General features: G+C 43.1%; 23 protein-coding genes. 6 read left to right on the forward strand and 17 right to left on the reverse strand.

Features of this window, described 5'->3' with window-relative positions:
• Window positions 1-91: 91 nt before the first annotated feature.
• Together MHN32_RS00680 and MHN32_RS00685 are read left to right on the forward strand one after the other, a co-directional pair.
• The gene (locus tag MHN32_RS00680; protein ID WP_239420636.1) at window positions 92-2,860 is read left to right on the forward strand and encodes a prolyl oligopeptidase family serine peptidase; all 2,769 of its coding nucleotides are present in this window, start codon (window positions 92-94) and stop codon (window positions 2,858-2,860) included.
• 212 nt (window positions 2,861-3,072) lie between these two features.
• Window positions 3,073-6,021 (forward strand): TonB-dependent receptor, encoded by a 2,949-nt coding sequence (locus tag MHN32_RS00685; RefSeq protein WP_010605895.1) that lies wholly within the window; start codon window positions 3,073-3,075, stop codon window positions 6,019-6,021.
• A 61-nt stretch (window positions 6,022-6,082) separates the two neighbouring features.
• On the opposite strand, the gene MHN32_RS00690 is transcribed toward MHN32_RS00685, so the two are convergent.
• The gene (locus MHN32_RS00690) at window positions 6,083-6,925 is read right to left on the reverse strand and encodes a hypothetical protein (protein ID WP_010605896.1); all 843 of its coding nucleotides are present in this window, start codon (window positions 6,923-6,925) and stop codon (window positions 6,083-6,085) included.
• A gap of 421 nt (window positions 6,926-7,346) precedes the next feature.
• Window positions 7,347-9,545, reverse strand: coding sequence for an EAL domain-containing protein (locus MHN32_RS00695; protein ID WP_239420637.1), 2,199 nt, complete (start codon window positions 9,543-9,545; stop codon window positions 7,347-7,349).
• 220 nt (window positions 9,546-9,765) lie between these two features.
• Between MHN32_RS00695 and MHN32_RS00700 the strand changes: the two genes are divergently transcribed.
• Together MHN32_RS00700 and MHN32_RS00705 are read left to right on the forward strand one after the other, a co-directional pair.
• Window positions 9,766-10,248: a hypothetical protein gene (locus MHN32_RS00700; RefSeq protein ID WP_010605898.1), complete on the forward strand. Its 483-nt coding sequence runs from the start codon at window positions 9,766-9,768 to the stop codon at window positions 10,246-10,248.
• 1 nt (window position 10,249) lies between these two features.
• On the forward strand, window positions 10,250-11,128 hold the full coding sequence (locus tag MHN32_RS00705; protein WP_174170488.1) for a TIGR03899 family protein: 879 nt from the start codon (window positions 10,250-10,252) through the stop codon (window positions 11,126-11,128).
• Window positions 11,129-11,208: 80 nt separating this feature from the next.
• On the opposite strand, the gene MHN32_RS00710 is transcribed toward MHN32_RS00705, so the two are convergent.
• The 7 genes from MHN32_RS00710 to dusA all read right to left on the reverse strand — a co-directional run bounded on the left by MHN32_RS00710 (window position 11,209) and on the right by dusA (window position 16,069).
• Window positions 11,209-11,970, reverse strand: coding sequence for a TIGR04219 family outer membrane beta-barrel protein (locus MHN32_RS00710; protein ID WP_010376724.1), 762 nt, complete (start codon window positions 11,968-11,970; stop codon window positions 11,209-11,211).
• 4 nt (window positions 11,971-11,974) lie between these two features.
• Complete coding sequence (locus tag MHN32_RS00715) at window positions 11,975-12,961, reverse strand: DUF2333 family protein (RefSeq protein ID WP_010605899.1); 987 nt, start codon at window positions 12,959-12,961, stop codon at window positions 11,975-11,977.
• Window positions 12,962-12,978: 17 nt separating this feature from the next.
• Window positions 12,979-13,503: a copper chaperone PCu(A)C gene (locus MHN32_RS00720; RefSeq protein WP_010605900.1), complete on the reverse strand. Its 525-nt coding sequence runs from the start codon at window positions 13,501-13,503 to the stop codon at window positions 12,979-12,981.
• 94 nt (window positions 13,504-13,597) lie between these two features.
• The gene (locus tag MHN32_RS00725) at window positions 13,598-13,882 is read right to left on the reverse strand and encodes a hypothetical protein (RefSeq protein ID WP_239420638.1); all 285 of its coding nucleotides are present in this window, start codon (window positions 13,880-13,882) and stop codon (window positions 13,598-13,600) included.
• Between the two features lie 80 nt (window positions 13,883-13,962).
• The gene (locus MHN32_RS00730; RefSeq protein WP_010605902.1) at window positions 13,963-14,172 is read right to left on the reverse strand and encodes a PspC domain-containing protein; all 210 of its coding nucleotides are present in this window, start codon (window positions 14,170-14,172) and stop codon (window positions 13,963-13,965) included.
• 47 nt (window positions 14,173-14,219) lie between these two features.
• Window positions 14,220-14,876 (reverse strand): PspA/IM30 family protein, encoded by a 657-nt coding sequence (locus tag MHN32_RS00735; RefSeq protein ID WP_174170489.1) that lies wholly within the window; start codon window positions 14,874-14,876, stop codon window positions 14,220-14,222.
• A 179-nt stretch (window positions 14,877-15,055) separates the two neighbouring features.
• A complete protein-coding gene (gene dusA / locus MHN32_RS00740; protein ID WP_239420639.1) occupies window positions 15,056-16,069 on the reverse strand; it encodes a tRNA dihydrouridine(20/20a) synthase DusA in 1,014 nt (337 codons plus the stop codon).
• A 109-nt stretch (window positions 16,070-16,178) separates the two neighbouring features.
• Between dusA and MHN32_RS00745 the strand changes: the two genes are divergently transcribed.
• Both MHN32_RS00745 and MHN32_RS00750 read left to right on the forward strand, forming a co-directional pair.
• The gene (locus MHN32_RS00745; RefSeq protein ID WP_239420640.1) at window positions 16,179-17,249 is read left to right on the forward strand and encodes a site-specific integrase; all 1,071 of its coding nucleotides are present in this window, start codon (window positions 16,179-16,181) and stop codon (window positions 17,247-17,249) included.
• Window positions 17,250-17,260: 11 nt separating this feature from the next.
• Window positions 17,261-18,148 (forward strand): hypothetical protein, encoded by an 888-nt coding sequence (locus MHN32_RS00750; RefSeq protein WP_239420641.1) that lies wholly within the window; start codon window positions 17,261-17,263, stop codon window positions 18,146-18,148.
• On the opposite strand, the gene MHN32_RS00755 is transcribed toward MHN32_RS00750, so the two are convergent.
• Genes MHN32_RS00755 through MHN32_RS00790 form a run of 8 tightly spaced genes read right to left on the reverse strand, consistent with a single transcriptional unit; the run spans window position 18,116 to window position 21,784 of the window.
• Window positions 18,116-18,271 (reverse strand): hypothetical protein, encoded by a 156-nt coding sequence (locus tag MHN32_RS00755; RefSeq protein ID WP_239420642.1) that lies wholly within the window; start codon window positions 18,269-18,271, stop codon window positions 18,116-18,118. The two genes, MHN32_RS00750 and MHN32_RS00755, sit on opposite strands and share 33 nt — an antisense overlap.
• Window positions 18,265-18,426, reverse strand: coding sequence for a hypothetical protein (locus MHN32_RS00760; RefSeq protein WP_239420643.1), 162 nt, complete (start codon window positions 18,424-18,426; stop codon window positions 18,265-18,267). The genes MHN32_RS00755 and MHN32_RS00760 overlap by 7 nt, the downstream gene beginning before the upstream one ends.
• 2 nt (window positions 18,427-18,428) lie before the next feature.
• The gene (locus MHN32_RS00765; RefSeq protein WP_239420644.1) at window positions 18,429-18,809 is read right to left on the reverse strand and encodes a hypothetical protein; all 381 of its coding nucleotides are present in this window, start codon (window positions 18,807-18,809) and stop codon (window positions 18,429-18,431) included.
• Complete coding sequence (locus tag MHN32_RS00770; protein ID WP_239420645.1) at window positions 18,802-19,266, reverse strand: virion protein; 465 nt, start codon at window positions 19,264-19,266, stop codon at window positions 18,802-18,804. Before MHN32_RS00770 ends, MHN32_RS00765 begins: the two co-directional genes overlap by 8 nt.
• Window positions 19,266-20,237 carry a hypothetical protein gene (locus MHN32_RS00775; RefSeq protein ID WP_239420646.1) on the reverse strand — a complete coding sequence of 324 codons (972 nt, stop codon included), beginning with the start codon at window positions 20,235-20,237 and terminating at the stop codon, window positions 19,266-19,268. Before MHN32_RS00775 ends, MHN32_RS00770 begins: the two co-directional genes overlap by 1 nt.
• A gap of 5 nt (window positions 20,238-20,242) precedes the next feature.
• A complete protein-coding gene (locus tag MHN32_RS00780) occupies window positions 20,243-21,214 on the reverse strand; it encodes a hypothetical protein (protein ID WP_239420647.1) in 972 nt (323 codons plus the stop codon).
• Entirely contained in the window at window positions 21,204-21,560 is a 357-nt protein-coding gene (locus MHN32_RS00785) for a hypothetical protein (RefSeq protein ID WP_239420648.1), read from the reverse strand. Before MHN32_RS00785 ends, MHN32_RS00780 begins: the two co-directional genes overlap by 11 nt.
• Before the next feature lie 8 nt (window positions 21,561-21,568).
• A complete protein-coding gene (locus tag MHN32_RS00790) occupies window positions 21,569-21,784 on the reverse strand; it encodes a hypothetical protein (RefSeq protein WP_239420649.1) in 216 nt (71 codons plus the stop codon).
• Window positions 21,785-21,833 lie beyond the last annotated feature (49 nt).

The raw sequence follows: 21,833 nt of genomic DNA on the forward strand, positions 1-21,833 counted from the left end.
CGCTTAAATACATCCGCACACCGCAGAGCATTTTAGTTTCACTGTTAAAAGTGATAAAAACACAATAAATAAAGACTAAAATGCTCTAGATATGACTCTAAAACTCTCTCTTCTAAGTGCGGCACTTTTTAGTGTAAGCAGCTTAGCAGCTAAACCCAGCCTTGAATTTAAAGACGTTTTTGATTTTCGTTACCCACAAGGTACAGTAATCTCCGAACAAGGTACATTCCTCGGCCTAAGTGCAAAGCCTTACCGTGGTGACAGCGAAGGCCAAGTGTATTCTCTCGACAATAAAGCACTGATTGCATCAGTTCCCCGTGGTACAAATCCAGTTATCAATAAAGGCGCTCAATGGGTTGGTTTTACCCAACGCCCTACCCTACTTGAAAAAGAAACTGCAGATAAAAAGAAGAAAAAAACGCTAAAGAACAACTTAGTGTTGGTGAACACCACAACCAAAGCACAACAAACTTTTAGCTCAGTTAAAGATTATCAACTTTCAGATGATGGCCTGTGGCTGGTGTATCGTGAGGATGCAAAAAAAGGCGACAAAAAGTCAGACGCAAAAGCGAATACAGACGAGCAAACTGATGAACTCAAAATCAGTGCAGATAAGGGTGATGACGCCTTAACGCTTGTAGTGCTGAACCTTTCTCACAATGAAAGTACTCGCTATGACAATATCGCAGCATACAAAGTTGCACCAAATAGTAACGCGATACTGGTCAATCAGCGCAGTGAGGATGGCAGTAAAAACCGTGTTGCTGTTATTGACTTAGCAAGCAATCAAATCACGAGTCTTATTGATGAGCCAGGTGTCACTTTGGGAGACATTGCTTGGCAACCTAACTCACAACAAGTCGCTTTTTATTTGGGTAATTATGTCAACGATGACAAACGCCGTCGCAACTACCAACTCAAATTATGGTCTCCAACAAGCAATAAAATTACCGACATCCACAACCCAAGCGGTTGGTTTTCAGGCAAAACAGCATCAATCAAATGGTCTGAAGACGGCTCACGACTGTTTTTTGAAAATCGTCCACAGCTTGAAGAAAAAACCAAAGTACTCAAATACACAGATGAAAGCTCGCTTTTTGATTACGATACCATTCGCCAACAAAAAGGCTTAAAGGTTTGGCACAATGCAGATCCTGAAATCAAAACTAGAGAAATAAAAACATGGAACGAAAGCCGCCGAGATCAACATTATCAAGCGGTTTACCATGTAAATGGCGAGCGTGTAGTACAGCTTGAAAACCTTCAGGTGCCTTCTATTTCACTTCACACAAACGCAAACTTTGTGCTGGGCAGTGACGATACACCATATCTAAAGCAAATCATGTACAAAGGGTTTTATCGCGACTACTACAGCGTTGATATCGATAATGGTGATAAACAACTCATCGTTAAAGAAAGTTCAAACCGCCCTACTGTCGCGCCTGACGGTAAACATGCTGCCTATTTCGACGGTGAACAAGTCTGGTTGAAGTCGCTATCCACTCAACAGCTTACCCCAGTAAGCAAAGCGGTTAAAAACGCACTATTCGCGGATGATAAACATGATAAGCCAGAACCAAATAAAGGGTTTGGATTTGCTGGTTGGCAACTCGATGGCTCGACGCTCTACGTCTACAGTAAATATGATATTTGGGCATTTGATACCAAAACAGCAAAAGCAACTCGGCTAACCGACGGCTATAAGACCCAAACACAATACCGCATTGAGTATAAAGATAAGGACAAACTAGGCTTTAACCCAGACGATACCTTACTGTTAAGTGCGCACAACCTCGAAAATAAACAAACGCATATTGCAACGCTTTCCCTACAAGATAACAAGTTGCAAACTGTTTTGTCTGGCGAAGCTAAATATAGTGTAGTGAGAAAAGCCAAAGAGGCGGACACTTATATTTTCACAAGACAGTCTTATCAAGAATTTCCTGATTATTGGATATCAGATAGTGGCTTTAATAACCCGTCAAAACTCACAGACTTAAACCCACAACAGCAGACATTTGCTTGGGGCCAAAAACCTGAACTTGTGAAGTACAAAGGCTACGATGGCGAAGATCTTCAAGGCGTGTTAATCAAACCTGCTGATTATAAAGCTGGTGATAAAGTGCCTGTGGTGATTTACTTCTACCGCTATATGAGCCAGCGCATGTATGACTTCCCGAAAATGGTGCTAAACCACAGACCAAACCTGCCGATGTATACCTCAAATGGTTATGCGATATTCTTGCCTGATATTCGTTTTGAAATTGGTCACCCTGGGCGCTCCGCAACACAAACAATGCTCAATGCAGCGCAAGCGCTTATTGATAGAGGTGTTGCTGATCCAGATAAAATTGGCTTGCAGGGCCACTCTTGGGCTGGTTACCAAAGTGCATTTATGATCACACAGACGGATATGTTTAAAGCGGTTGTCTCTGGCGCACCAGTATCCAATATGACCTCTGCTTTCAGTGGGATCCGTTTAGAATCAGGTCTTGCAAGACAGTTCCAGTACGAAACAGGCCAAAGCCGTATCGGTCAACCGTTAACGGAGGCGCCTGAATTATACATAGAGAACTCTCCGGTATTTTACGCGGATAAGGTAAATACACCTATTTTGATCATGTTTGGTGATAAAGATGGGGCGGTTCCTTGGCAAGAAGGTATCCAATACTACTTAGCCCTAAGAAGACATGATAAAGATGCCATTTTCTTACAATACGAAGGTGAACCTCACCATCTGAAAAAGCTGCCTAATCAGTTGGACTATTCAATTCGCATGAAAGAGTACTTTGATTACCACCTGAAAGGGTTGCCACCTGCAGCGTGGATCAAATCAGGCGAGGCATTCATTGCTGAATAGTAATTATTCTGGGTACCTTTGAGGTACCCTTTTTATTTCTCAAAAATAGGTTATTTCAACTTATATCTTTATAATTTTGCTATAAAAACCTACCCCACGGCTCCTCCTGGCTACTTTACAGTCTAAGTGTTGAAGTTTCTGTAAATGCAATGTAAGTTCTATGCTGCAGGGAAATTTTCCTATTCTGCTAACAAAATACATAAGGAAATAAGATGAAACTTTCAAACCTATCAGCGAACATTAGGCTGTCTTTACTTGCCTGTTCAACGCTAACAGTGGGTGTATCTGGCATCGCTTATGCTGAACAGTCAGGCACCACAACAGCGAATACTGTCGAACGAATTGAAGTAACCGGTACACGAATCAAGCGAGCAGCAATGACTGGCGCGAGTCCTGTGACGAGTGTAACCGCTGAAGATATAGAAATCGCGGGCATTACCCGAGTTGAAGACCTATTGAACAACATGCCTGCGGTATTCGCAGATCAGACTTCAGGTACAGCAAACGGTGCTACTGGTACAGCAACCGTTGACCTTCGAAATTTAGGCCCTTCTAGAACACTAGTTTTAGTCAACGGCCGCCGATTACCCTCAGGCTCACCAGCTGGAATTGAGGGTGTTGGTGCCGACGTAAACCAAATCCCAGCCTCTTTGGTTGAGCGCGTAGATGTGCTAACCGGTGGTTCATCTGCAACATACGGCTCTGATGCTGTTGCTGGTGTTGTAAACTTTATTATGAAAGACGACTTTGAAGGCTTTGAAGTCGACTATCAAGGAAGCGTTTACAACCATAAAAATGACCATAAAGACATGCAACGAGCGCTAACTGCCTCAGGCTTCGACATTCCTGATTCCTCAGTTACTGACGGTGATACACATGATATATCTATGATTTTTGGTATCAACTCAGCTAACGATAAAGGCAATATTACAGGTTACCTCACTTGGCGTGAAATTGATGAAATCCGTCAGGACTCCCGTGATTTTAGTGCCTGCTCAATGAATATCAATCGTAGCAGAACGAGTTCAGCTCCAGGGCAAAGAATATGTCGTGGCTCTGGCACAATACCTGACGGTAGGATCACAGACCAAGCTAGCTATGACTTTAAAGTCGCAGGAGATGATCTAGTACCAACGGGTAATAGTGTCTATAACTTTGGCCCACTTAATTACTTCCAGCGTCCGGACAAGCGTAAAACATTTGGTTTGCTTGGCCATTACAATTTTACCGATCAACATACCTTTTATGCTGAATTGAACTACATGGATAACCGTACCGTGGCACAAATTGCGCCATCTGGTTCTTTCTTCAATGAAGTCGATATTAAATGTGATAACCCGCTTCTTTCAGCAAAACAACGAGAAGTCCTTTGCGGTGCCAATGGGCCTGCGGTCGATGGTGTTGTATCTGGCGCATTTATCGCAAAACGAAACGTAGAAGGAGGCCCTCGCCAAGATGATTTACGACACACCTCTACCCGTTTTGTATTAGGTATGAGAGGCGAAATTGATGATAACTGGACTTATGATGCATTCTTTAACTACGGAAATGTGTCTTATGAACAAACCTACCAAAACGACCTATCAAAACGTAAAATTGTTAGAGCCTTAAAAGCAACCACTGATGACAATGGCAAGATTGTCTGTGAGTCAGTTATTGATGGTAGCGATCCCGACTGTATCCCTTGGAATATATTCGACCCAGCAAATATTACCCAAGAGCAAATTGATTATCTTACCATTCCACTCTTTGCTCGCGGTGATACACGTTCAAAACAAATCAGTGGTTTCGTCACTGGGGACTTAACTGAATATGGCATAGTCGTGCCTGGTACTTCAACAGGCGTCGGTATTGTATTGGGTCTGGAACACCGCAAAGAAGCTATTGATTTTAATCCGGACATTAACTTCATTTCTAACGATGGCGCAGGTCAAGGTGGACCAAGAAAACCCGTTTCAGACCAGTTTGATGTAAATGAATTCTTTACTGAGCTAAATATTCCATTAATTGAAGATAGCTCATTTGCGGATTACATTACATTAGAACTCGCTTATCGCTATTCTGATTACTCAACAGATAAACAAACAGATACCTACAAAGCAGCGTTTGATATACGCATTAACGATAGTTTAGGTTTACGTACAAGCTATCAACGAGCAGTGCGTGCCGGTAACATTCAAGACTTGGCGAGACCGTCTTCACTTGCCCTAGTAAACTGGGACGACCCTTGTGCGGGAGCTAATCCAGCTTATACACTTGAGCAGTGTATGAGAACCGGTGTTACAGCAGACCAATATGGTTCTGTTTCTTCAAATCCAGCGGGGCAATACAATGCGATTGAAGCAGGAAACCCAGACCTCAAGCCTGAGAAGTCTGATACCTATTCATTTGGTATTCTTTACTCTCCTGAGTTTGTTGAAGGCTTAGATATCGCTGTAGATTACTTTGATATTACCGTTAACGACGCCATTCAACCTTTCCCAGTACAGTATATCGTAGAGCAATGTGCGATAGACAATAACGAAGAGCTCTGTGGCCTAATAAACCGTGGTGAAAAAACCGGTTCGCTTTGGTTAGGAGAAGATGCCGTAACCGCTACAGATACCAACATTGGTAGTGTAGAGACTTCAGGTATTGATTTTGATGCATCATACCGTTACACGTTACCTGAGGATATGGGTCTTTTAAGATTCTCTCTAATTGGTACATGGATGGAGAAGTTTGATACACAAAACGCACCAGGTGGGATTGTTGATAAGTGTGCCGGGAAATGGGATAAAAATGTATGCGAAAGCCCAGTTCCCGATATGCGTTATAACTTTAAAACAACTTGGGTAACTCCATGGGATGTGAATATTACAGCGACCTATCGTTATGTGAGTGAAGTGGAAGAGTTCTATCGTCCTACAGCTGCGGAATTGGCTGACCCATCAAAATCACCAATACTAGTACCATTGAGTGCAAGAGATTATGTTGATATTGCTGCAACATGGAACGCAACTGAAAACCTCTCATTCAGAGCCGGTATCAATAACGTGTTTGACAACACGCCACCGCTCGTTCCTGATGGCCCTACAACCTTCTCTAATGGTAACACCTATCCGGGGTTCCACGATATCCTAGGCCGTTACATCTTTGCAGGATTTACATTTAGAATGTAAGCACTTTAAATAGTAAATGGCTAATTGCTAGCCATTTACTATTATTTAGATGTCATTTCACTCAGTTTTTATTACATGTCGGGCAGCTAGGTGGACGAGTTGGCTCTCCAGGTACCATAACCATCCCTAGCTTTTTAGTCTGACCATAATTGCCATCATTCATAAATGCTTCCACATAATACGGTCCACCACCCATCGAAAATCTCATTCTTACCACAGCACTTCCTGTAAGTTGATTCTCCGCATTGTAAATTGCTTTGGTTACGCGCTTAGTGCCTCCGCTAAAATAATCACTTTTTGTCGTAACACCAACAATTACAGGTACATTAGGATCCAAAGCAGCTTCAGAGAATTGATCTAATTCAAAATCAATTTTTACTTCGTATTTATCACCATACGGATTTTTAACGGCTTCCATTTTGGGCATATCTTGAACAATTACACCTTTAGCAGAGCACTCATCACTCACTGTTGACCAGACTAAGCCTGCACCATATGTAGAATTAAACGCCAGATTAAAGTATGAATTTGAGTCCCAATTACTTCGGTCATTACCTAAACGACCCCTTTCAGAGTTGTAGTAGGCGACATCTCGAAGCATGTCATTTGGATTACCTACCTCTAGATCTGTTTTAAATCTGTAGCTCTGATTACGTAGAAGATAAGTAGGGCCTGATAATTTTGCAGAAGAGCTTGAATTTATACCGGGTAAAGATCTCAGAAATTCTACGACCGTGTAAAAACTTGGGGCTCGATACAAGTTCCAACCAGCTTCGATAGTAGCTGGTAATTCAAGTAAATTAAGCTCGTGTATTGTACTCTCTTCATATTTACAGCCGCTAGGAACTCCAACTGCAAATGCACTTCCAGAAAAAGTACATAGTAATATTATAATTTTTTTCACTTAAATATCCTTCTATGTGTTTAAAGAGATCAAAATTTAATCAACCTCTATGCAACGTTAGCAAAAAACACATTTCAGGTACAAGTTATTTTGGTAATCTTTATAAATGAGAATTTAAGCTGTAATCGGAAACTAACCTATGGGAACCATGTAACAGTGTCTTAATCAAAATACCGTTGTTTTTTCATGTGAGCATCAATTTGTTTGTGCAATATTCGCCCTATTTTGGATTTAGACTGAGTTGAGCTTCTGCACTAACTTCCTGTGTTGTAGATATCACAAACACATATTTCACTCTGCACCCTTAGGCTAAAATCGAAAAACTTTCCAAAAGCGACCCTCATAACAGATCATCACTGCACTTTTTAAAGGTTGCTTCATCAACATATAAGACAAGTAATATACTTGTCTTAGGTCACTACTATACACTGTTCTGATTATCTAAAAACTCAAGTAACTCCTTTTCAGGCATAGGCTTTGCGAGTAAAAAACCCTGTACTTCATCACAGCCGAGCTTTTGTAACACCGTCATTTGCTCTTCTGTCTCAACGCCTTCCGCAATTGTTTTTAGGCCGAGATGCTGACCTAAAGAAATGACAAGATCGGCAATTGCACCGCTGTCATCATGAGGGATATCTTTGACAAAGGCACGGTCGATTTTAAGCCGTGCTAAAGGTAGCTTTTGCAAATAGCTCAAAGAAGAAAATCCAGTACCAAAGTCATCAATGGCCACCTCAACACCAAATTCCTGGAGTTCTTGAAGTGTATTGATCACTGAGTTTACCTCATCCATGACTACACTTTCTGTCACTTCGAGCTCTATATGTTTAGGCTCTACATCAAATGACGAGATAGTGTCCTTAACCTGCTGTGCATAGTTTGGCACCTTAAACTGCGGCACAGAGACGTTAACAGCAATGCTAAGCTCACCGAATCCCTGTTGCTGCAAAGTTGCCTGCAACTGACAGGCTTGTTCTAATACCCATTGGCCAATTTCGACAATAAGCCCTGCATTTTCCGCAAGCGGAACAAAAATCGCAGGGGAAATGTAATTCCCATTTCCAGAAGGCCAACGTAATAAAGCCTCACAGCCAATCACCTTGCGATCAACAATGGAAAACTGAGGCTGATACCAGACCTCTAGTTTTTTCATCTCAAAATCTTGCCTGAGTTGTCTTATTAATCCCAGCTTCCAAGCCATTTTTTCTTCTAAGTCTGGGGTATACCAATCTAGTGGAATACTCGACTGCTTTGCTTGGTTAAGTGCAATATACGCGAGTTTTAAGGTTTCTATACCCTGCGGTTGGAAGTCTTCTTGACGACACACTCCAATATGAAAGTGCATGGTCAACAAATGCTCCCCGACATGGTAAGGAACACACAAGTTATCAATAAAAGACTCTTCATCAAACTGCGACTCAGGCATTAAAAAGCCAAACACATCTGCACCAATACGTGAAATTAACTGGGCCTCTGGAAACTCAATACTAATTCGCTCGGCAACCCCTAATAACAACAAGTTTCCAACTTCTTGGCCTAAACCGTTATTGATGTCAGAAAATTGGGCAATATCAACAAGAATAAAAACGAGAGATTGCTGCTGGTTAAAGTAAGACTCTATTTTCTCAATAAAGTTAGCGCGATTAGGCAGTTTGGTTAGATTATCCTTGTAAGCAACCTCGCGCAACTCATTGAATAGCTTGATATTATCAAGACCAACACCAACGTTAGTCAGAAATATTTCAGCAAACTTCAATTGCGCTTCCGACGGCTCGCCCTCTAGCTCTAAATAAATGGCAGCCTTTTTGTTTTTGCTTTCAAGTAAGAAGGTAATGTCATGCGCGGTAGATTGGTGGGATTCGGTATCAATACAGTTTTGTACTTGCATGATGACACGACCATTATCAAGCTGCTCTATACCATGACCAAAAAATTCACGGTACTGCTCACTACCGCCAAACACCCTTAAATGCATATCATCATCTAGGTAGCCACTCACTAAGCCTTCGCCTGACGCATCTAAAATATTTGCCAATTGAGCGACAACTGCCGCTGCAAAGGAGCCCATATCGGTATGTCCGAGTATGGCACGAGAAGCTGAAAGGATCTGCTCTAGTGCGTGGCTTTGCGCTTCGAGCTCACAAATTTGTTGATAAGAACGGATAGCGGTAAGCAACGAGGTAACCAGTTTGCTGCGGGTAAGCTCTGTCTTCATTTTATAATCGTTAATGTCGAACTCACGAATGACCTTTTCTTCCGGTGCATAACCCGGTTGTCCTGTGCGCATAATAATACGTACTGCCATATTTTTTATTTCTTCGCGCACTCGACGAACGACATTAAGACCTGCGTCGTCGGTTTCCATCACCACATCAAGTAATAGGATGCTGATATTATTTTGTTCTTTTAAAATCTCAATGGCTTCTTTGCCAGAATAGGCGTGAAAAAACCTGAGCTTTTTACCCCAAAACTCTAAATTAGACAGCGCAAGTTTAGTAACAGAATGGATCTCTGGATCATCATCAACGACTAAGACATCCCAAAAAGCACTTGTCGTTTCTTCTTCTTGAGTAACTTCTTCGTGCTCTGCAAACAAATAATCTTCTTGCTCAGGTGCCATGTTTTACCCTTTAAATCCGCACTACTCTTTAATTATAGGCACTGATTCACTCCAGTGTTTACCATCTTACAAAATATGGTACATTTTTACTATTACAGTTCTGTTTGATTAACATACATGAAATATTATAGTCGAGCATAGAACAAAAGAGATGATTTAGCATACTTTTTACCAAAGAGGATTCTGTATCAAACGTTTATCTACTCCTATTAGAATGCTGATGATTTTAGCACTTGTTATCGTGATTGCTGGTTTAGCGATGCCACACCATTATAAAGTGGTAAAAAGCACCGATATTTCTGCAAATAACACAACACTTTCCCCATTAGTGTTATCCCATTGGCCGACATTATTTAATTGGCAAACAACTGAAGACATCCACTTTCGCATACTGCCAAAAAGACAGCGAGTAGGAGCCTCAGCAGTGTTAGTGCATCCTTGGGGAGAAGCAGAAATAACCATCACCAAAATCGACGAACAGAGTTTAGAGCTGTCATTACATTTAGACGATGAACATTTAGCCAAAATTAGCCTTAATTTATTTACCATTCAAGCCGATAAACAACTGACCATCACAATTGAAGGAAGAGCCAATACGCCCTTTATTGGCAGTTTCATCGCACTTTTTATGCAGCAGTATTTACAGCAACTCACTAACTCCGCGGTAAATCATATGCACACACGATATAAACTACGAGCTTGATATGGCAGTCAAAAATGCACAAGTAAAATCAGCCTTAGCGCTTTCGATTGAAGAAAAGCTCGGCTACCCTATGGTGAAACGGATCACACCACTTGTCACTCAAAATGACCGTTATCAGTCTGATAAGAATAAAGACAACCAATACACGGTGCGAACTCAACATGGCACACTAAAACGCGCCCTCAAGCGCCAACAACTAATCAAAATCCAGCGCCAGCAAAATCTTGAGGCCATTATGGGCATGGCGCTTACATTGTGCCCCGAGGTTACCGCCCGAGGTCGCCCAGACCCCGATTGGTTGGAGCACTTCATCACCCTTGCAGAAGACATTGCCAATCACTCCATGCAAAAATTGTGGGCAAAGATATTAGTAGGTGAAAGCATTACGCCTGGCACTTTTTCAATTAAAAGTCTGCAAACCCTAAAGATGATGACCCAACGTGAAGCAACTGCGTTACAAAGATGCGCTCCGCTGTGCGGCTACTTAGAAAGAGAAGACAGCTACCTTATTCTTCATGGCTACTATAAAAAGCCGTCTATTTTTGATTTGCTACGTAAAGGCAGCACTGAATCCATCAATTTAAGCCAAGCAGGGCTGAACTTCCCGAATATACTTACGCTGATGGACATTAATATCCTTTACCGGCAAGAAATTGAGTCCGCTTCACTACAAAAAGGACAGTCAATGCAGCTGGTGTATTTACGTAAAAAAATGACCTTAACGGCCAAATCCAATGACTTGGTGCTAAGCTATTACAAGCTGACGCAAACCGGAGACGAGCTAAAAAAATTACTTCAAAGCCCGATAAATAAACAATACAAACAACTTGTAGAAAAGGCCTTTGAAAGCGAGTTTTCTCTCGAGTGGGAAGAGAGATAAAGAAACTATTCTATTTACCAAACAAAAACAGCTTGGTCGATCACTCGTACCAAGCCGCTAAAGGAGTAAACTACACTATCTTAGAAGTGTAGTTGGATCCCTGCAAATGGACCAGAGACATCCAGATCTGTGTAGATATCATCGATATCATCTAGCTCAAGTACCATAGAGCGGTAACCCACTTTTACCGCAACATCAACAGCCATATTGTCGATAAACTCATAAGCGATGCCAATTTGATAATCTTGGATTTTGCTGTCATCAATTGCAAGCATGCTGCCTTCGGCAAAAACACTTAGCCCTGTAAGTGGTAAACCCACTTCACCGCGCAAATAACCGAGAGGAACAAAGCCTGAGAATTCAACTTCTTCTGTGCGTGTTTGACCATTTGCAGTACCAGTTACCATGATAGAACCGTCAAACTGCTTAAAGTTCACACCAAAGTCTAACGTCAACAAGTCATTGTCTAGCACTTCGTAATACAATGTGTAGTCGATGTGGTTTAGATCTGCGTTTGTTGTCGCATCAGTACCTACCGTATAAACTTGGCCGCCAAAGTCAAAAGACTCTGTTAACGTCGTTTGACCATTTAGCTCAAGCTCGGTATAGCGTAACTTGATATTTGGTACCAGCGGTACTGGGTGCTCAAGTGCAGCATAGAAACTCGTAAAAGTTTCATCGTCAAAGTTAAAGGTTTGCATATTGCCTTTTTCAGCAAAGCTACCTTCGGTTTCGGTATCCCACCCTTCTGCACCGACATAAAGCCCGAGTACCGTGTCTGCGTGTGCAGCAGGTGCTAAGCAAGCGAGAGATAATGCCGCTGCTAAAAAGTGTTTTTTCATGATGTTATCCTTGCGCTAAAAGTTCACTAAGTTCGATGAGAGCCGCATTGGCTCGCGAAATATAATTTGCCATAACCAGAGAATGGTTCGCCACCAAGCCAAAGCCACTGCCGTTTAATACCATAGGGCTCCACACCGTCTCTTGAGTCGCCTCTAACTCTCTGATGATCTGCTGTAGGCTGACAAGTGCATTTTTCTTTTCAAGCACAGGTCTAAAGTCATGCTCTACCGCTTTCATATAGTGCAGTAACGCCCATGTGGCGCCTCTGGCTTCATAAAATACATCGTCAATCTGCCACCAAGAGGTTTTCACCATATTATGGCTTGGCGTCATGGTTGCTTGATCAGCTGCCGAATCCCCAGCTAAATCGGTATTTAATCTGTCTTGCCCTACGCTCGCACTTAATCTTTGGCTTAAGCTGCCCATGCGCTTTTCGGCCTCTTTTAACCAAGCTCTCAAGTTATCAGCACGCGCATAAAACTGGCTATCGCGGTTACTATTATCAGAAATTTGAGTCAAATACTGACGTAGTAAATCATTACCTTTTTGATACTCACCCTCAGCACTTGGCCACATCCACGCTGTTGAACTGATATTAAACTGTGGCTGAGCTAGCTTTAAACTCGGGTGCTCTGTCGATTGAGATTGTGAACGACTAAAATCTTTACGCATCGAAAGCGTAAGATCTCGTGTCATCTCAAGCACACCGTACTCCCAAGCAGGCATGTTATCCATCATTACGCTTGGTGGCATCATGTCATTCGACAAATAACCGCCCGGCTTATTCAGCAATGTATCCGTCACTTTAATCAAGGTATGTGTCGTTACATATCCAGTGACCAATGTATTGCCATTTTTCTGCGCATCCGCTTTTGCAACTGCGACGACGTCAAACTGTTCTGGTTCCACACTCCAATATACGGCTATAACATAACCCAGAAGTATGACAGCGATAATGCCAGAGATGATTTTTCCCGTATGATTTCCCATTTAATACCTCACTGTTTTTAGTGATGAGAGTGATGTCCTGCGTTTGATTTTTCTTTGCCACCAAACATATCTGCAAGTGCGACGACTTCAGCCATTGTGAAGATCCTATCGCCATCAGCAAAATATAGCGTAAGCTTACGCTGCTCACCGACTTTTAATGTTTCTATTGGTTCAAACACCATTAAGTGATAACCACCAGGCTGAAATGTCACTGATTTCCCCGCTGGAATAACAAGCTCGTCAACGCGTTGCATTTTCATCATGTCTTCTTTATGTACATGCTCGTGAATTTCAACACGCTTAACACCCTCGAGCGCAGCCTTAACCAACACTTTATTTTGCTGTGTTGGATTTTCAATAACGAGATAACCTGCAGTTGAAGGTGCTGCCGGTAAAAATGCACGCACGGTTGCGTTGTGAACAGAAAGTTGCTCCGAACCATGATGATGTTCACCATGCTCATGCCCTTGATGAGCTGAAGCGTTAAAGCCGATAAAAGTTGATAAAGCAAAAATTAAGGTTTTGATTACACTTGATTTCATGTTGGCTTTCCTTGGATTTATAACTGCAAATAACTATATCACAGATCCCAATTTAGCGTGTTTTTTATCTCCTATCACCAACAAAAACCACTACTCAAGCTTTTGCCTGAGCAGATTTGTCTACCACTAACCACACAATTGCAATAATACAGATGAGTGGAAATAGCACTATCAGCGAATTAAATAGCAATGTCATTACTAGCCCAATGAACACAATAAGGAGCAACCCTAAAACACCTGCGCTCAAGAGTGCTCCTAGCACCACCAGCGCTACAATTGCAAATAGCAACGTGAGTATTTCAAAGCCAAACCAACCTAGGTCAAATCCCATATCAAGTTGCAGATCGCTGATGTCTAACCATATTAGTGGCAGCGACACTCAAGATAGCGCCAATAAAAATACCAGCGCTAATAATATACCGGCCACGACTTTCATAGTGCCTACCTCGTCGCCGTTACTTAGTTTTCGTATTGCGCTTTTGGCATTGCAAACCAAGCGACGCCATACGCTAGCATTACAAATATTGGAAACTTAAAAAACAGCAATACCGTTAGTAAACGCGTTAACCAAATTGGCATATCAAAACGTTGTGCTAGTTGCGCACATACGCCACCAATTTTCTTTGAACTATTCATTTGAGACAGTGTTGATTGATATCTATTTTTCATCTTTATCCCCTTTCGGCTTGATTGCTCAGTTGGTGTAGGAGGCGAGCCTAGCTCGCCATTTTTTGCTTCAGTTGGGCTAATTCATCGTCGATTTGTTGTTGCTTTTGCTCATCTTCAAAGCGCTGCCATACATCAGGCTGCCCTAAGTCATAGGATTCGACTTCAGCTTCAAGGCGCGCCACCTTGCGTTCTAACTCGTCGAACTTGCGCGTTGCAGAGTGCATATCGTCACTATTCAGCGTTTGTTTGATGGTTAACCTTGCCTTACCAGCTTCCAAGCGGCGCAACATGGCCTTTTCTTTTGCCTTTAATTGCTGAATTTTGCTTTGCAACTTGTCCGCATCTGTGCTGAGTTTTTCAAGTGCAGGCGTTAGATCATCAATTTTTTGCTGTGCTTCTTGTGCTTTTTCGGTTTCTCGCTGCTTTTGCTCAAGGGCTGAGCGGGCAAGATCTTCACGACCTTTTTCAAGAGCATGTTCGGCTTTGCTTTGCCACGTTGTCGCAGCTTTGTTTGCTTGCTCAGCTTGACGCTGCGCTACTTTTTGTTGGCAAATAAGCTCAGCTGCCGTTGCACGACAATCAGATAGCGCTTCTTCTAAATCACGCACTAACTGAGTTGCCATTTTTTGTGGGTCTTCCGCTTTGTCTAGTAACGCGTTAAGTTCTGCTTTGATAAGGTCTTCAATTCTGTTGATGATGGTCATTGTTCGGCTCCTTTTATAATATAATTAGACTATTCCAAGAGCCGTGCCAAAAATAAAAACAAAATTAAATCATTGAGTTAAGGTTTTTTGAAAAGAAAAATAGATTTATTGAGATACATTAAATAGTGAAAAAGACGATAAAATCGTCTTTTTCACACATAGGATTGGAGCAATATATTTTACACTTCAGGTACAAAAGACAGCGCCTTTTCCATCACTTCAATACCAGCCTCTTTTTTGTGACCGTTTTCTGATAAGTGACGACGGAAACCTCTCGCACCGGGCTGATTTTGAAAAATACCCAACATGTGACGCGCAATATGCCAAAAGTTTGCACCATTCGACATTTCACTTTCAAAGTAGTCATACATGCTTCTTACGACTTGATGGCGAGTTTGCGTAAACGCAGCTTCGCCATATAGCAGCTCATCAACCTGCGACAACATAAACGGGTTGCTATAAGCCTCACGGCCAACCATTACGCCGTCAAGGTGAGCCAAATGATGCTGACATTCCTCAAGAGTTTTAACACCACCATTAATACTGATATGCAGATCTGGATAGTCTTTCTTTAATTGATAAACACGAGGATAATCTAATGGTGGGATCTCACGGTTTTCTTTCGGGCTTAAGCCTTGCAACCATGCTTTACGGGCATGAATGATAAAGTCATCACAGCCCACCGCCTGCGAGGCTTCAATCAACGCCGTAAGAAACTCATAAGAGTCTTGTTCATCAATACCAATGCGCGTTTTTACCGTTACCGGAATATTCACTTCTGCCTTCATCGCCGCCACACAATCAGCAACGAGCTGAGGCTCAGCCATTAAACACGCCCCAAAGCGACCATTTTGCACGCGATCTGACGGGCAACCTACATTTAGGTTTACCTCACTGTAGCCATATTGCTCAGCACGCTTAGCGCACTCTGCCAACGCCTTAGGATCAGAGCCCCCCAACTGCAACGCCACCGGTAACTCATGCGCACCAAATGCCAAATAATCCCCTTTACCAAAAATAATCGCACCTGTAGTGATCATTTCAGTATAAAGCACCGCATGTTTAGTCAGCTTACGGTGAAAGGTTCTGCAATGTCGATCAGTCCAATCCAGCATCGGTGCTACACTAAAGCGGCGAAAGCCTGAATCGCTTATATTTACTGGCTTAAAGCCTGATTTCACTGAATTTTGCATAGTACCTCTATTGCTCTGGAACGCCTTGAACTTCGTTGAATTTCGCTATACAGTTCCCCAATAGTCCCCCACAAAGCTGTAGGACAGATCAATAACTTAGGGATTTAATATGGCTTCTTATTCCATTGAAAAACGACCTAAAGCGGATGGTGGCGTTTCGCACCGCGCTGTCGTGTTCGTTAAGTCTAAAGGCAAAATTATACACCGAGAGTCTAAAACTTTCACCAAAAGCGAACACGCTAGAACGTGGGGTAAAAGGCGTGTTGAAGAAATAGAAGTCAGCGGACTGATAAAGCACAAAACAGTCCCCCTTGGGGAACTGTTAAACCTGTATTATGAAAACCATGATTTATGGGAAAAAACAGGCCGCACCAAGCGCTATGTGATCCAAATGCTTATGGATTGTGATATTGCCAAAATAGATAGCAACAAATTGAAAACCAGTGACCTAATAGAACACTGCCAAAACCGCCGTGATGCAGGGGCTGGTGTTTCGACTATTTACCATGATGTAGCTTACTTACGTAGTGTGATGAAAAAAGCCTTATCTGTTTGGAACATCACTGCGAACTATCAAATATTTGATGATGCAATCCCAGTGCTTAGGGATATGGGGCTAATTGGTGTTAGCCATAAACGCACCCGCCGCCCAACAAGTGATGAATTGGAGCGACTCCGCGGGGGATTAGAAAAACGCATGGCGTACCGCTCTAATGGTACTAAGCGCATTCCCTACCTCGATATTTTAGACTTTAGCTTGCTTACTTGTATGCGTATTGGCGAGGTATGCAAAATCACTTGGGATGATCTCAATACCGAGCATAAAACCGTTATGGTCAGAGATAGAAAAGACCCACGTAAAAAAGCCGGCAATCATATGATAGTGCCTTTACTAGGTGGCTCATTTGATATTGTTCAGCGCCAACCCAAGACAAATGAGCGTATATTTCCCTATAACCCCAAGAGTGTTTCATCAGGGTTTCAGCGGGTACGTAATGAGTTAGGAATTGAAGATCTTCGTTATCACGACTTACGCCGCGAAGGGGCAAGTCGGCTTTTTGAAAAGGGCTATACGATTGAAGAAGTTGCCCAAGTTACTGGGCATAGGAATTTAAATATTTTATGGCAAGTGTATACTCAGCTATTTCCACACAAGTTGCATACCAAAGATAAAGTATAGGATTACATAAAATGAAGCGAGATGGATTTACGGCTTTTATTCTAATTATGGTGATTTTTGTTGGTATGATTATCGATGAAGTTCCGAAGTTTTTATACTTTTTATTTGGTAACGTCCCTGAGTCAATTGTGTTATTTGACACTTACGGTAGGCCATTTATATATATTTTTGCTACATACCTTGCCGTAAAGTTAGGCCTAAAAAAAGATAGGCAAAAAATAAGTGCTTTGTTTAGTACAAGAGTAGACCCATTTTACAGCCCTCGTATAGAGCAGGTGACACTCACTAACGAACAAGATGCAAATGTTTTAATTGGCTCAATTGATGTAAAGCTTCCAAATGGACAGTGCTTCATTTTGTGTGACTTCAACAACAAACCATTCGTATTAAAAGCTCTAGATACTCACACATTCCAAATTGAGCCATATTCAGAAGTATATTCAGAAATAACAGCTGAAGCACTTAGAAACGCAACTATATATTTAGCCACTCCAAGAAGCTACTACCGCTGCCCTAAAACAAAAGTAAAAGGTAACAAGCATGCGATTCTCCCTCAAAGACACATGAATCATAATGAGGTAATTGGACCATATTCTAAGTATGTTTTGCATGTTAAAGAAACAAAGGAAAGTAAGCTTAAAGTAATTCAAGTAAGTAAAACGGGGTTACTTTCAGGGAAAGTCAAAGGGTTCAACGAATTTAAACCCGATATTTCTTCCGATGAAATTTATAATTTTTTTGATGAAATTGGTGTTTATTCGATAGCAGTTATGAAAGCAGGCTTTTTCTCTCCGGTAATCCCTCGCCCTCCTAAAGCTGGAAAGCAAGGGAAGTTTCACTTATTAGCAAGCAAGGTTAAAACTTTTTTACGCCAAGGCATCATCAAGCGCGGCAACTAACTCATCATCTAACTTATTCGATGACTTGCTTGCCAAGTGTTTAGCTGTGGCTAGGCACACCCGTTTAATGAATGCCTCGGTGGCCAGTTTGGTTAGTAGGTATTTGCCGATTGATGTTAGCATTTTCTTTCCTCCAGCTTGTTTAGCCGCTCTTTGATTAATTTCAGTTCTTCTTTAAAGGTGTCTTTAATCCATTTCACATCGGTTTTGATGGTGGCAATGGTGGCAATGCCCACCCCTGCCTGAATTAAAATACCCAGTAATGCGCTGTCGCTCATAATTACCTCGCCTGTACGGTTTCAATGGTTTGGGGTGATACTTCGCCGTTTAGCAATACCTCGTACTCAGGGCGCAAACGCATATCAGCATCAAAAATGGTGTCCACAAGGGCTTGGTTTTGTGGGTTCAGCTTAATGATGGCTTCGAGCCACAGCTCATCCTTGACCTTATAGCTAAAATCGAGCTTTGACCTATCAAGGAAAAAGCCCGGCCACTCACGTTCAATGTCATGCGAGCCGTTTGCCTTAAATTGCAGCTTAGCCAGCAAGTTGCCCAGTGGCTCGGTAAACGATTTTGAACCGCTATCAATGTATTTGTAGACGTAGTACAAGCCGCCAATGGTGAGCAACAAACTTAGGTTTTTACTGATAAAGTTACCCATAGAACCCCCATTTAAAGCCCCGTTGTATTTGCTCTGGCGTGTAGGGCTGCTGGCCGTTTTCCATAGTTATCATGGCTTCAATCACCTTGGGGTATTCCTCTGGCGAGAGCGGCTTTTTGCTGTCCACGCCCACTTTATTCGACACGAACGCGATATAGTTGGCCGTGTCGTTTTCCACTGGCGGCGCCCATCGGCTGATAATGCCCTCAATATTGGCAATGCCATATTTAAACGCATACGTTCGCAGAATACGGGCGGCGGCACGAATGCCGTGCTCGGCGGTTTCAAAAATCGCAAAGCGCCCGTCCGTGCCAGCCAGCCCCACCCAGTTTTCACCCGCTTCAATGTTGAGCGGGTTATTGTTGCGGATACCCCGCGCGGTTTGTTGAGTCGTCATGTATACCCCAATACTTAAAACGATTAATGCTGTGATGATGTGTGGTGTTTCAAGTTTCATCAATTGTGCTCTGTTGTGATTTGAGCTGTACCGCCAATGGCAAATATGGCGTTGTCACTCGATAGTCGATTGAATGCAAGCCATGACTCAGCACCAGTAACTGCATCGGAGTCATGGTCGATTAAGAACACCCTGTGATACCCCCACGAAAACGGTTTTTCGCTGGAACCCTCCCACACTTTCTTATCTCCCTGCTCCATTGCATGACCACCACTAACCCAGCCATATTCAATGAGTTTTTCCGTGTTTGGCTCGCCCTCCGTAATAAATATCCGAGGGCTATATGACGGCCTAGGTGGTGGTGCTACCGCTTCTAATTCCACATCAATACTGAACGGAATACCGTCCATTCGTCTTGGTATATACACATCAACATAGGGGATACCTGCTGCCATCAGTTTGCTGCGGGTTAATTCCTCCCCATAAGACCATTCATATTCCCCAAGTCGTTTAGGGGTGGTCATCAGCGGGGCTGTGGCATCGTCCGTTATCCAACAATTGACTTGCCCAAAAACTTCAATGTTTATTTCTTGCCCTGCTTTATATCGACGGCCATTTTGTACAACACCATTAATCACCTTTAAGTCTTCACCCCCAAGCCAAAACTCTGAATCCATTTCGACACGGGCAATGATTCGGCTCGGGTCATCATCGAGTAATGTTTGAATGCCATTTCCAATAATTTTCTCTTCACCTCTTAGAGTGCGAGGCCTGTTCGATACTTCCTTAAAGTCAAACGGGACATTGCCAACCCAAACAATGATTTCTTGACTGGGTGCAACCACTTCGATGCGGTCATACTCTACATTATGCAAACTCATGCCTTGCCACACTCGAGTTTCTAGAACAGCATTACCATTTTTAATGAGTTTGACCACGGTCTCTTGGGTTGCTTTTAGTACATGGAAGTAACGACCGACTCTGTTAATTTCTACAAAGCCAAATTCACCTGTATGAATTGGATAAATCAAAGTAATTACCTCCTAGAAAGTGCTAAAACAACTAATCCCATGCCGCCTAAGCCTAAAAAGACGTACATCATGGTTTTGTTGGTGCTGATAGCGAGTTGCTGACCGTCCGAACGACTCGCGTGGTCGGCAAATTGCAACGCTTGCTTGTGCGCCAAAATGGTTTGGTCGCTAAATTCCTGCTGCGATTCACTGGTTGCCTCCACAAACTGTGCGCCTAGTTCTTTTGCTAGATTGGATGCGTTATCCATGGAATACACCGCCACGTCTGTCATGCGTGCGTTGGCGTTGTCGGTCGCATCAATGGTCATGCCCGCCAGTTGTGCGGAGTTGTGCATTGAATCACTGGCTACATCGGTAATGCGGGCGTTGGCATCGCCCAGTGCATTCACTGTGGTGTCGAGCGTGTCCCCTGCAAAGCCCACCACATCGCTATTTATGCCCGCCGAGAGCGTCATCATTTCCCGTGCTAGGTCGCTGTTTTCCGTGATGGCGTCACGGGTTAAGGCGTTTTGTGCGTCAATGCTGTCGGTGGCAATGTCGCTGGTGATACCCATGGCGTTTTCACTGAGCACCATGGCATCACGGCTAGTGTCACCCACTTGCGTTAATGCCCGTTCGCCAAACACCATGGCGTCCGTCATTGCCCCGCCCGCTTGGGTAATGACTTCTTCCCCAAAGCCGAATGAATCCGCCAAGGTGTTGCCCGCAAAGTCGAGCGAGTCGCGGTTAATATTGCTGGCAAAATCAAAGCCGTCACGAGTCATGTCGCTGGCGGTATCGAACCCCGCAATCGTGGCATCGGCCATGTTGCCGCCAATGGATTGGATTGCATCCACCAAACCGTGGTCAGTTTGAGTGATGTTGTATGTGTTGCCATCGCCGTTGGTGATGTAGCCATTATTATCACCGTGCACCCCAATACTCGTGCTGGTATTGTTGGTGGTTTGGCTTGACCTACTTCTGGATTTACTGCCCATTTAAAGCCATCCTATAAATTGCATAGCCGTCCTCGTCTGTCGACTCGTACACAAATGAATAGGCCGACAATAAACGTTTCAACGCCTTGCGTTTTGTGTGGTACACAATCGAGGGGGCATTGATGTGGTGTGCTAGCGCCACAATGCTCGGCGCAATCGACAGTAAGTTTTTACCCTCGGCACACACCACACACAGCCCGTCACGGTCATGGCGTAGCACGCAGTAACACCCATCGCATTCAACCAGTGCAGCCAGACCTTGCGCCACTTCGGCTTTAATCGTTTCAAAATCTTCCGCTGCCGCCGTTTGAATATGATGAATTTCACTTATGTGCGCGATACGCATACCGCCCTCTATTTTTTCAACAAATACAAAGCAGCTACGGCCACCACACCAATAATCAATAATTGATTGTTCGTGCCGCCACCGAAATTAATATTGCCGCCCGTAAAGCCGATTGATTGGGTTTGATCACCCGTGCCCGATGTTGCCCCCGAACTAATGGGACTGCCCGCCCCATTTGTCAGGTTAGGCACTGCGCCCGTTGCACCAAGCATTGCGCCAAACATTAGGCTTGCTCCTTGTCACGCAGCCAATCACGAACGTAATCGGCCACGA

Origin of the sequence: Pseudoalteromonas sp. Of11M-6, assembly GCF_022347905.1 — a bacterium.
In the GTDB taxonomy this organism is placed as follows: Bacteria; Pseudomonadota; Gammaproteobacteria; order Enterobacterales; family Alteromonadaceae; genus Pseudoalteromonas.